At 71.7% G+C, this 11951-nt stretch carries 7 protein-coding genes, 1 tRNA gene and 1 pseudogene; 3 read left to right on the top strand and 6 right to left on the bottom strand.

Features of this window, described 5'->3' with window-relative positions; all coding sequences use genetic code 11:
* Positions 1–1120, top strand: a 1120-nt coding sequence (locus NS184_RS11470; RefSeq protein ID WP_058726251.1) for an aminotransferase class I/II-fold pyridoxal phosphate-dependent enzyme, incomplete at its 5' end; no start/stop codon positions are given.
* Positions 1121–1365: 245 nt separating this feature from the next.
* Here NS184_RS11470 and NS184_RS11465 read toward each other — a convergent pair.
* The 4 genes from NS184_RS11465 to NS184_RS11450 all read right to left on the bottom strand — a co-directional run bounded on the left by NS184_RS11465 (position 1366) and on the right by NS184_RS11450 (position 6818).
* The gene (locus NS184_RS11465) at positions 1366–2181 is read right to left on the bottom strand and encodes a carbon-nitrogen hydrolase family protein (protein ID WP_058726237.1); all 816 of its coding nucleotides are present in this window, start codon (positions 2179–2181) and stop codon (positions 1366–1368) included.
* A gap of 100 nt (positions 2182–2281) precedes the next feature.
* A tRNA-Met gene (locus tag NS184_RS11460) sits at positions 2282–2358 on the bottom strand.
* 63 nt (positions 2359–2421) lie between these two features.
* Entirely contained in the window at positions 2422–5454 is a 3033-nt protein-coding gene (locus NS184_RS11455; protein ID WP_193750452.1) for a UPF0182 family membrane protein, read from the bottom strand.
* A gap of 254 nt (positions 5455–5708) precedes the next feature.
* The gene (locus NS184_RS11450; RefSeq protein WP_058726236.1) at positions 5709–6818 is read right to left on the bottom strand and encodes a YlbL family protein; all 1110 of its coding nucleotides are present in this window, start codon (positions 6816–6818) and stop codon (positions 5709–5711) included.
* A 104-nt stretch (positions 6819–6922) separates the two neighbouring features.
* Between NS184_RS11450 and NS184_RS11445 the strand changes: the two genes are divergently transcribed.
* Positions 6923–8353 (top strand): zinc-dependent metalloprotease, encoded by a 1431-nt coding sequence (locus NS184_RS11445; protein ID WP_058726235.1) that lies wholly within the window; start codon positions 6923–6925, stop codon positions 8351–8353.
* Between the two features lie 68 nt (positions 8354–8421).
* Positions 8422–9249 (top strand): annotated as a pseudogene (locus tag NS184_RS18740) (TOMM precursor leader peptide-binding protein); the annotation flags it as partial.
* Here NS184_RS18740 and NS184_RS11435 read toward each other — a convergent pair.
* A complete protein-coding gene (locus NS184_RS11435; protein ID WP_083513645.1) occupies positions 9212–10978 on the bottom strand; it encodes an ATP-dependent helicase in 1767 nt (588 codons plus the stop codon). The pseudogene NS184_RS18740 and the gene NS184_RS11435 overlap by 38 nt on opposite strands.
* The gene (gene nudC, locus NS184_RS11430; protein ID WP_058726233.1) at positions 10975–11910 is read right to left on the bottom strand and encodes an NAD(+) diphosphatase; all 936 of its coding nucleotides are present in this window, start codon (positions 11908–11910) and stop codon (positions 10975–10977) included. Before nudC ends, NS184_RS11435 begins: the two co-directional genes overlap by 4 nt.
* Positions 11911–11951: the final 41 nt, after the last annotated feature.

Raw genomic sequence — 11951 nt, 5'->3', positions numbered from 1 at the left:
CGCGGAGATGAGCGCCCTCGCGGCGGCGACCGGTGCGATCAACCTCGGCCAGGGGTTCCCGGACGAGGACGGCCCGCAGGAGGTCCTCGACGCAGCCGTACAGGCCATCCGCGACGGCGCGAACCAGTACCCGCCGGGGCGGGGCACCCCGGACCTCCGAGCGGCGATCGCCGAGCACCAGGCGCGCTGGTACGGCCTCGAGGTCGCCCCCGACCGCGAGGTCCTCGTCACCGCCGGTGCGACCGAGGCCCTCGCGGCGACGCTCCTCGCCCTCGTCGAGCCCGGGGACGAGGTGCTCACGTTCGAGCCGTTCTACGACGCCTACGGCGCGCTGGTCCGACTCGCCGGTGGCACCCACGTCACCGTCCCGCTCGCCGCGCCGGACTTCCTCCCCGACGAGGCGACGCTCCGTGCGGCGTTCTCGGACCGCACCCGGGTCGTCCTGCTGAACACCCCCCACAACCCGACCGGCCGCGTCCTCCCCGCCGAGGTCCTGCGGACAGTCGTCGAGCTCGCCGAGCGGTACGACGCCCTGATCGTCACCGACGAGGTCTACGAGCACCTGACGTTCGCGATCCCGCACGTGCCGATCGCGACGCTCCCCGGTGCTCGCGAGCGCACGGTGACCATCTCGAGCGCTGGGAAGACCTTCAGCACGACGGGCTGGAAGATCGGTTGGCTGACCGCTCCCCCGGCCCTCGTCGATGCGATCACGTCGGTGAAGCAGTTCCTCACGTTCGTGAACGGGTCACCGTTCCAGCCGGCGATCGCGGCCGGGCTCCGGCTGCCGACCGAGGTCTTCTCGGGCATCGCGTCGACGCTCGCTGCGAAGCACGAGCTCCTCGCGAACGGGCTCCGGAGCGCGGGCTTCGACGTCATGCGTCCCGACGGTGGCTACTTCGTCATCGCCGACGCCGCCCCACTCGGCTTCGAGGACGCGCGCGACTTCTGCCTCGCCCTGCCCGAGCGGGCGGGTGTGGTCGGTGTCCCGGTGTCGGCGTTCGTCCGGCCGGAGCACGCCGCGGGCTACCGCTCGCTCGTGCGCTTCGCGTTCTGCAAGCGGCGCTCCGTACTCGAGGACGCGGCGTCCCGCCTCGCGGCGCTCACCCCGACCGTCTAGCGCCGATCCGGCGGCCGCGTCGGTCGCATCGCGGAGTCCGGCTGTTCCCTGCAGCGCCGGCCTGGAGGCACGACTCCCCTCCGGCAGACCGCTCGCGTCGCGCGGTCCGTCGCCCTGCACGACCGCGCGGCACCGCCGGATCAGCCGCACCGCACGACCGCGCAGCACCGCCGGATCAGCCGCACCGCACGACCGCGCAGCACCGCTGGATCAGCCGCACCGCACGACCGCGCAGCACCGCGCGGTCACGCCCGCGGCACGACCGCGTAGCGCCGGAGCGACAGCGAGGGGTTCACCGATCGGATCGAGTCCGTCGTACCCGTGTCGACCGTCGCCACGAGCAGCCCGGGTGTCGCTCCGGCAGCCGCCACCGCGACCCCCGACGGATCGAGCACGACCGAGCCGCCGACGCCGATCGGCGGCGTCTGCCCCACCCCGACGACCCACACCGTGTTCTCGATCGCGCGCGCCGTGAGCAGGGTCCGCCAGTGGTGCTCCTTGCCCGGACCACGGACCCACTCCGCCGGGAGCACGACCACGTCCGCTGCGCCGAGCTCCGGAGCGGCGAGTCGTCGGGTGACCTCCGGGAAGCGCAGGTCGTAGCAGGTCTCGAGGCCCACGCGGACCCCGGCGAGCTCGAACACGGCCAGCTGATCCGGGTCGCCCGCGTCGATCCGGTCCGACTCCCGCGAGCCGAACGCGTCGTAGAGGTGCACCTTCCGGTAGGGCACGTCGAGCGTGCCGTCCGGCCGGACCGTGACGAGCGTGTTGCGGAAGCGCCCCGGGGCGTCGGCAGTCTCCGCGACGCCGACGACGAGCGCGATCCCGGTGTCGCGTGCGATCTGCTGCAACCCCGCGACGAACGGCCCGTCGAGCGGTTGCGCAGCGGCGACGAACCGGTCGTCGATGTCGGCCGTGAAGTACGAGCTGTACTCCGGCGTCACGAGGAGCTGCACCCCCCGCTCGGCCGCCTGCTCCGCGAACGTCCGGATCGTGTCGAGGTTGGCGGCCGGGTCGTCCACGGGCGCGAACTGTGCAGCGGCGATCGTGAGGGAGCCCATACCGCGAGCGTACTGCCCGCTCCGATCACCGCCCCGAAGACCTGTGACGCGGGAACGACGAAGGCCCCGGTCCATCGGACCGGGGCCTTCGTGTGACGCTTGGTTGCGGGGGCAGGATTTGAACCTACGACCTCTGGGTTATGAGCCCAGCGAGCTACCGAACTGCTCCACCCCGCGGCACATCCAATAGCCTAGCGGGGCCCGTGGCGGGGTGCAAATCGAGCGCCCCGCCACGGCGTGTCAGTTGCCGCCCTCGGCCTTGGTGGCGGCCTCGATCGCGTCCTGCAGGCGCTGGTCTGCCTCGGCCGCGGCCACGAGGTCGTTCTTCGCGTACGCCTCCTGGCGGTCGGCGAGCGCCTGCTTGGCCTCGTCGAGTGCCTTCTGCAGTGCGGCGTTGTCCGTGCTGCCCGATCCGGAGGACCCGGAGCTCGACGAGCCCGAACCGGTCGATCCGGAGTCGGACGAGCCGCTTTCGGACGAGCCGGAGTCCGAGGACCCCGAGTCCGACGAACCGGAACCCGAACCCGAGTCCGACGAGCCGTCCGAGACGCCCTGGTCGCCCGCGTTCGCCCCGGAGTTGCCGCCGAAGAGCGTGTCGAGCGCCTGGTCGAGGGTGTCCTCGAACGCGATCTTGTCACCGAACGCCACGAGGACCTTCTGCAGCAGCGGGTACGAACCGCTCGACGTCGACTGGACGTACACGGGCTGGACGTAGAGGAAGCCGCCGCCGACCGGGAGCGTCAACAGGTTGCCCTGCTTCACGGTCGAGTTGCCCCGCTTCAGGATGTTCAGCTCCTGCGACACGTTCGTGTCCGAGTTGAAGAGGTTCTGCACCTGCAGCGGACCGGGGATGTTGTCCGTCTTCGGCATCGTCAGCAGCGTGAGCTTGCCGTAGCCGGACGCCTTCTTGCCCTTGCCCGCTCCGCCGGCGTCCGAGTCGACCGCGAGGTACCCGGTCAGCACGTTCCGGCTGTCCGCGCCACGACCCGACTGCTGCGGGATGTACGTCGTGTACAGCGAGTACTTCGTGTCGGAACCCGGCACCTTCATCGTCAGGTAGTACGGGTCCTGCAGATCGTCGGCGTTGGTCGTCGTCGTGGTCTGGACTCCGAGGCCGTTGGTGTTCGTGTTCGTGATCGCCGACGAGTCGGAGGACGACGAGTCGCTGTTCGCCTCCTTCGTGGGCTCCTGCGGTGTCTGCCACGCGTCGTCACCCGAGTAGAACGAGTTGGCGTCGGTGACGTGGTAGGTCGCGAGGATCGACCGCTGCACCTTGAAGAGGTCGGTCGGGTACCTGACGTGGTCGAGGAGTTCGGCGCTCATCGAGGAGACCGGCTTCAGCGACGTCGGGAAGATCTTCTGCCACGTCTTGAGCAGCGGGTCCGAGGTGTCCCACGCGTAGAGCGTCACCTTGCCCGTGTACGCGTCGACCGTGGCCTTCACCGAGTTCCGGATGTAGTTCACCTGGTCGGTGCTGTAGGCCGACGACTCCGCCCCGCTGATGCTCGCCTGGAGGCTGGCGCTCTGCGAGTACGGGTACGCGTTCGTGGTGGTGTAGCCGTCGACGATCCACACGATGCGGTGGTCGACGATGGCCGGGTACGCGTCCTGGTCGGTCTGCAGGTACGGCGCGACCTTCTGGACGCGCTGCACCGGGTTGCGGTCGTACAGGATCTGCGAGTCGGCGTTCACGCGCTGGGACAGCAGGATCTGCTCGGACTGGAACTTCGCCGCGTACACGAGGCGGTTGAAGAAGTTGCCGATGCTCGGTCCGCCGTTCGCGGCGTACGTCGTCGTGGCGTTGCCGCCGCTGTTCGCGTCGTCGCTCTCCTCGGAGCCGGACGGGTAGTCGAGCTCGATGTTCTTCGAACCCTTCGGCGCGCCGACGATCGAGTACTGCGGCGAGTTCTCGCCGAAGTACACGCGCTGCTGGAAGTCGCCGAGGGCGCCGCTCGAGGGGATCCCCGACTCGAGGAACACCGGCTTGCCGTCGCTCGCGCGCTGGTTGCCGTAGGCCGCGGCCACACCGTACCCGTGCGTGTACACGAAGGTGCGGTTGTACTGCGTGTTCGTCTTGGCGCTGAGCCCGTCGAGGTTGATGTCGCGGACGGCGATCACGGTGTCCTCGGTCTGGCCCTTGATGTCGTAGCGGTCGACGTCGAGGGTGTCCGGGAACTTGTAGTACTGCCGGTACTGCTGGAGCTGGCTGAAAGTGTCCGAGACGATCTTCGGGTCGATCAGGCGGATGTTCGCCGTCGTCTGGGCGTCGGAGGCCAGGGCACCGGAGGAGGCGCTGGTCTTCGCGTCGTAGTTCCGCTCCTGCGTGGTGGCGACCCCGTAGGCGTCCCGCGTCGCATCGATGTTCCGCTGGATGTAGGACGACTCGTACGACCCCTCGGACGGCTTGACCTGGAGGCGCTGCACGATCCACGGGTAGATGCCGCCGACGACGATCGCGGCGACCAGGAGCAGTCCGGTGCCGACGATCGAGATGCGCCAGCGGCCGATGACCGCGGTCACGATGAAGAGGATCGCGACGATCGCCGCGATGCCGGCCATGATCTCGCGACCGGGGATGACCGCGTTGACGTCCGTGTACTGCGCACCGGTGATGAGCGAGTTGTTCTTCGCGAGGGTCGCGTACTGGTCGAGCCAGAGGCTCACCGCCTGGAGCGCGATGTACACAGCTGCCGTGACCGCCAGCTGCACGCGGGCCGCCCGGGAGATGCGGACCTCGCGCCCGCCGAAGCGCATGGCGCCGTAGAGGTACAGCGCGGCGAGCGCGGCGAGCCCGGCGATGAGCACGACCGCCGAGGCGTACGCCACGACCGAGCGCCAGAACGGCAGCTCGAAGACGTAGAACCCGATGTCGAGGCCGAACTGCGGGTCCTTCTTGCCGAAGGGCGTCCGGTTGAAGTACTCGAGCACCATGCTCCAGCGACCGGACGTGGAGAGCCCGGCGAAGACGCCGAGGACGACCGGGATGCCGATCATGACCGCGCGGCGCAGCGGCTCGATGACCTGCTGGTAGCGGTCGAGCTGCGAGTTGAGCTTCGCGTAGACCGGACGGAACCGGAACGCGAGCGCGATGCTGAGGTAGACCGGCACGGCCATGCCGAGGAACCCGGCGAAGAACATCGACGTCCCGGCGATCCACCGCGTGGTGAGGACCTGCTGGAACCCGAGCTGCGCGAACCACGCGTAGTCGGTGTAGAGGCTGGCGAAGATGAAGAAGCCGATCACCAGTGCGGCCAGCACGATGATCGTGACCACGATCGGGACCCGCGGCGAGCGCCGCCCAGAGGAGGATGGACCCGAGGTGGACGAGGTGGTCGTCACTTGATGTGCTCCAGACGTGTCGGACCGGCGGGCCCGGCGCGGCGGGCCGTCAGTGCGTCGATCCTATTGGTCGCGACCGACAGTGAAACTGTACGGGGACTCAGGAAGGCGGTCCGGGCCTCCCGGCAGACCGTCTGGAGGCACGGAACGCGACGTACGCGCACGTCGCGTGGCGCGGAAAGACGGGCCTACGACGTGCAGCGCGCGAGGCCCGCGGTGCTCTTCCCGGCTGCGATCGTCTGCAGGTCGGTGACCGCCTGGTCGAGCGTGGCGACCTTGTAGACGTCGAGGCCGTCCGGGACGTGGCCGACGACCTCGTCGCAGTTGTCCGCGGGCGTCAGGAAGATCGTCGCGCCCGCGTCCTTCGCGCCGTACATCTTCTGACGGATCCCGCCGATCGGCCCGACCTGCCCCTGCGCCGTGATGGTGCCGGTGCCCGCGACGTGCTTGCCACCGTTGAGCTCGCCGGGCGTGATCTCGTCGATGATCCCGAGCGCGAACATCATGCCGGCGGAGGGGCCGCCGACGTCCTGCAGGGTGATCTTCACGTCGAAGGGGAAGTCGTAGCGCTCGACCACCCCGACGCCGAGGAGCGCGGTGCCGTCCTGCTCGCGCGGGGTGACCCGGACCTGGCGTTCCTCGCCGTCGCGCTCGATCGTGACCGTTGCCGGGCTGCTCGTCCCGTGCTCCGCCACCGCGGCTCGGAGGCTCGACGCGTCGACGCCCTCGGTGAGCTGGGTGCCGTCGAACGCGCGGATGACGTCGCCCTTCTCGATCGTGCCGTCGGCGGCGGAACCCTCCTGGACCGTGCCCACCTCGAGCTCGGTCGGCACGGGGATGTCCTGCTGCACGAGGGCTGCGGCGACCGCGGACTGTTGCGACTGCTGCATGTCCGCGGTGTCCTGCTGGCTGACCTGCTCGTTCGTGGTGCCGGGCGGGTAGATCGCCGAGGCGGGGACCACGGCCTGCGACTTCGTGAACAGCGCGCGGATGACGCTCGTCCAGCTCGGCCGGTGCGTGGCGTCGCCCTGGACACCGACCGTCAGCATGTCGAGCGCGCCGGAGGTCGGGTAGGTCTTCCGGCCCGAGATCTGGATGAGCTCGACCTGCTTCGCGTCCTTGCCCTCGCCCTGCTCCTGCGTGCCGATGGTGTTGTAGACCGGGCCGGGCACCTCGATGAGGTACGGGCTCGGCAGGAAGCTCGCGAGGAGGCCGAGCACGACGGCCCCGATGACGAACGCCCAGCCGAGCGTCCGGGCACGCGATCGACGGCGGGGCTCGGGGGCGAAGAGCGTCACGCAGGGTCCTTCCACGGGGGTGTTCGCCCTCGGCGCAGCGGTTCGGGCGTTCCCACGGGAGCGTCCCAGGTCGGTGCCCGTGAGCAGCGGTTAGCGTAGTCGGCATGCCTGATGAACCGCAGCCGGGGCCGGACGACGACTTCCAGGAGATGCTGCGCAAGCTGCTGTCCGGGGAGGGCCAGATCGACCCGTCGCAGCTCGCCGGTGCGGCCGGGCTCCCGAACGACCCCGCGTTCGTCGCGAACCTGATGAGCCAGCTCCAGCGGGCCGCGCAGTCGGGCGGGGACGGCATCGACTTCTCGGTCACCGCCGAGCGCGCGACGGCGATCGCGCGCGACGGCGGCCACCCGGTCGACCCCGCGACCTCGCAGGCGTCGGACCAGGCGTTCCAGGTCGCCGCGCTCTGGCTCGACGAGGTCACGACCGTCGCCGAGCTCACCGCCACGCCGAGCCTCTACACCCGCGAGCAGTGGGCGAAGGCGACCGCTCCGGTGTGGACCCAGATCGCCGAGCCGGTCGCGTCGAGCATCGCGAACGCCCTCACCGAGGCGATCGACCAGCGCGCGCCCGAGGAGCTCAAGGCCATGCTCGGCGACGTCTCGAAGGCGATGCGCGGCGTCGGTGGTGCCCTCTTCGCGATCCAGCTCGGGCAGGTCGTCGGGCAGCTCTCGAAGGAGGTCGTGTCCGGCGGCGACGTCGGGGTCCCGCTGCTCGACGAGCAGGTCGCGGCGCTCCTCCCCCAGAACGTGGCGGAGTTCGCCGAGGGGCTGGACGTGCCCGAGGACGAGGTCCGCATCTGGCTGGCCGTCCGTGAGCTCGCGCACGCCCGGCTCTTCCGCTCGGCCCGGTGGCTCCGGCTGCACATCATCTCCTCGATCACCGACTACGCGAAGGGAATCCACATCCCCTTCGACCGCGTCGAGGAGCTCGCCGCCGACATCGACCCGACGGACCAGGAGCAGCTCCGCGACGCCCTCGCCTCCGGTGCGCTCATCCCCCCGCGCACGTCCGAGCAGGACGCGGCGCTCGCCCGCCTCGAGACGATGCTCGCGCTCGTCGAGGGCTGGGTCGACACCGTCACCGCCGCCGCCACGGCACGGCTGCCGCGCGCGGACGCGATCGCCGAGATGGTCCGGCGTCGTCGAGCGGCCGGCGGTCCGGCCGAGTCGGCGTTCGCCACGCTGGTGGGCCTCGAGCTGCGTCCGCGCCGACTGCGCGAGGCCGCGGCGATGTGGCAGCGCGTCACCGACGAACTCGGCGCCGAGGGGCGGGACGCCCTGTGGTCGCACTTCGACGCGGTGCCGACGTCCGAGGACATCGACGCACCGGACGCGCTCGTGCTGCGTCTCAAGAACCCTGGCTTCTCCGCGGAGGACGACGAGTTCGACAAGGCGCTGCAGGACCTCCTCGACGACAGCACCGGGAGCCGTCCGCACGAGGACGAGCAGGGTCGGGTCGCGGACGACGGCGGGAGCGACGACGGCGGGAGCGACGACGACGCGGAGGCCGACGGCGGCGAGGGGCCGAAGGCCTAGCGTCCCGGGTTCTCCACAGATCGCCGTCGCCCGCCCCGAGCGCCGCCCGGGTGCGGGACGGTGGGTGCATGGGCATCCGCATCGACCCGACGCTCGAGTTCGTGTGGCGCGACCCGGCGACCGTGCAGCTCGGGATCGATCCGCCGCGCGCGGTGGTCCCCGTGCCCACGACGGCCGAGGAGCGTTTCCTCTGCGCGCTGCGGCGTGAGACGGGTCGCGATGCCCTGACCGCGCTCGCCGACACGCTCGGCTGCCGACCGGACGTCGCGGCGTCGGTGCTCGCCGCCGCGTCCCCTGCGGTCGTGGAGATCCTGCCACCGCCTTCGCCCCGCGTCCAGGTGCACGGGACCGGGCCGCTCGCCGACCTGGTCGCCGAGCAGTTGTCCGGGGAGGGCGCCGCGGTGGTCCGCACCCGCTCGTCGCCCGTCGCGGACAGCCGGTCGGCCGGCGCTCCGGACCCCGACGACGACCGCCCGCTCACGTTCGCCGTGGTCGTCGCCGAGCACGTGGTGGAGCCTGCGCTCCGGGCGTCGTGGACGCGCCGCGACGTGCCGCACCTGCCGGTCGTGGTGGGCGACGGCACGGTGCGTGTCGGCCCGGTGGTCTCGGACGACGGCGGTCCGTGCCTGCAGTGCCTCGAGTTCGCCCGGGCGGACGAGGACCCGGCCTGGCCCGCGATCGCCGCGCAGGTGTGGGGCCGGCCCGCCGCGCCGCTCGGTCCCTGGCGCACGGCGGCGGTCGCGGCCGCGGCCGTGGGGGTCGTGCTCGGACGGGTGCCGAGCGGCACCGTCGCACGCGGTCGTCCGGCGGACGAGGACGACCGCGACCAGCTCGTCCTCGACCGGTCCGACCTGGCGGTCACCCGTCGCTCGGTGCTGCCCCATCCACGCTGCGCGTGTCGAGCGCTGCCAGGAACCGGCTCGGCACCCGGGTCCCCCCGCGCACCGAACCCTGCCGCGACCACGTCACCGTCACCGAGCGACGCGCTCGGGTGAGTCCCACGTAGAACAGGCGTCGTTCCTCGTCGACCTCGGCGTCGGTGGTCGCGTGCGAGATCGGCAGGAGCCCTTCGGCGGCACCGACGATGACCACGTGCGGCCACTCCAGACCCTTCGAGGAGTGCAGGGTCGCGAGCGTGACGGCGTCGAGCTCGGGCTCGTGGTGCGTGGCCGCGCGGTCGACGAGGTCCTGGGTGAACTGCTGCATCGTCGTGCCGGCGGGTGCGTCCTCGGCGAGGCCCATGATCGCCTGCAGCGCCTCCCACTGCTCGCGCACCGCTCCCGTGCCCTCCGGCGGGGTCGGGGTCCACCCGCTGACCTGCAGCACGAGGCCCACCCGACGCGTCAGCTCGTCGTCGGTCTGCCGGACGGCCTCGCCCCGCATGTGGTGCACCGCGAGCTTCACCTCGGGTCGGTCGAAGAAGCGGGTGCCGCCCTGGACGCGGTACGGGATGCCGGCGCGGCCGAGCGCGGACTCGAGCGCGGCCGACTGTGCGCCGACCCGGAAGAGCACCGCGACGTCGCCGAACGCCGCACCGCCCGCGACGACGTCGCCGATCGTCCGCGCGACGGACTGCGCCTCGTCGCCGTCGTGCACGCAGGCGACAACGGTGGGCTCGGGCCCTGGCGACGTGCTCTGTGCGACCAGGTCGAGTGCGCCGGGCTGCCCGCGCATGAGCGTGTTGGCGGCGTGCACGACCTCGCGCGTCGACCGGTAGTTCCGCTCGAGCCGCAGGACCGAGCCCCGCGGGAACTCCGACCCGAAGCCGAGCAGGAACCCGCTCGACGCCCCGGCGAACGAGTAGATCGTCTGGCTCGCGTCGCCGACCACGCACACGTCGTCCCTGCCGCCGAGCCAGGCGCGGAGCAGCGCGTGCTGCACCGGCGAGACGTCCTGGTACTCGTCGACCACGAAGAAGCGGTACTGCTGCCGGACGTAGGACGCGACCCGAGGCTCCGACTCGACCATGCCGAGCGTCGCGAGCAGCACGTCCTCGAAGTCGAGCTGCCGACGGTCGTCCTTGAGCTGCTCGTAGGCGCGCATGAGGTCGACCACCCGCCGCGGCGTCGTGTCCCGCGGCATGGTGCGCTCGGCAGCGGCGGCCTCGTACTCGTCGAGCGTGAGCATCTGGACCTTGCGCCACTCGACCTCGGCGGCGAGGTCCCGCAGGACCGGGGTGTCGACATGCAGCCCGACGGTGTCCGCGGCGTGCGCGATCACCCGCCCCTTCTTGTCCACGAGACGCGGGGCGTGCCCGCCGACGGTGTCCGGCCAGAAGTAGCTGAGCTGCGCCATCGCCGCGGAGTGGAACGTCCGCGCCTGCACCGTCCCGGCCCCGAGGGCGCGGAGCCGCGACCGGAGCTCTCCGGCGGCACGGGTGGTGAACGTCAGGGCGAGGACGTGGTTCGGCGAGTAGGTGCCGGTCGCCACGCCGTACGCGATCCGGTGCGTGATCGCCCGGGTCTTCCCGGTGCCGGCACCGGCGAGCACCGCGACCGGGCCGAGCAGCGTCCGGGCGACCGCGCGCTGCTCGGGATCGAGCGCGGCGAGCAGTTCGTCCGGCGACGGCGCCGCCGGACCAGCAGCCGGGGTGCTCGGCGCGCGGCCGGCGCCCACCTCGCTCACGGGAGGTCCAGCGGCCCGCCGTACCACTCCTCGATGATGGCGCGGGCGATCGAGGTCCGGCCGGGCAGCAGCAGGGTGTCGCCGGCACGCTCGCGGATCTCCTCCCGCGAGAACCAGCGCACGTCGAGGATCTCCACCCCGTCCGGACGCGCGGTCGTCGGGTCGCCGTCGACCGCCCGGGCGCGGAACCCGAGCATGAGCGACGCGGGGAACGGCCACGGCTGCGACCCGAGGTACTCGGGCTCCTCGACACGGACGCCGGACTCCTCCCAGACCTCGCGCCGCACCGCGTCCTCGAGGGACTCCCCTGGCTCGACGAAGCCCGCGAGGAGCGAGTACCGGTCCGCGTCCCACGCGGCGTTCGAGCCGAGCAGGATGCGGTCGTCCGCGTCCGTCACACCCACGATGATCGCCGCGTCGGTGCGCGGGAAGAGTTCGTGCCCCTCGGGGTCACGTCGGACCCAGCCGCCGGTGGTGACCTCCGCCGGGGACCCGGTGCGGGGCGAGAAGCCGTGCACCGCGTGCCAGTTCGCCATCGCGACAGCCTCGACAGCGAGGCCCTGGTCACGCGCGGACAGCTCGGTGCCGAACATCCGCAGGCTCTCCCACGCGGCATCGTCCGGCTCGATCCCCCGAGCGGTGTCCGCGTCGACGAAGGCCGCGACGAACCGGGTGCCGGCCGGGGCGTCGGCCGCGTCGGCGATCGCGCGTCCGAGGTACAGCGTCACAGTGCCCGCGGGGACGTCCGCCGCGGACACGAAGCGCAGCGTGCCGTCGGCGTTCCGGAGCATCTCGGCGCCACGCAGCGGCAGGTACCTGGTCGACGGGTCCTCGCGCAGGACGTGGTCGATGTCGGGTGTGGTGCGGAACTCGGCGTCACGGTCGAGTTCGTTGCGGGACAGCGGCAGTCTGGCGGCGAACTCGACGGTCACGGCGGAGGGCTCCTCAGATCAGCGGCTTCGGCCGGGAGCGC

It is taken from the genome of Curtobacterium luteum (genome assembly GCF_001475545.1).
In the GTDB taxonomy this organism is placed as follows: domain Bacteria; phylum Actinomycetota; class Actinomycetes; order Actinomycetales; family Microbacteriaceae; genus Curtobacterium; species Curtobacterium luteum_A.
The sequence above is the reverse complement of the archived record's forward strand: the minus strand, read 5'-3'. Positions and strand labels throughout refer to the sequence as shown.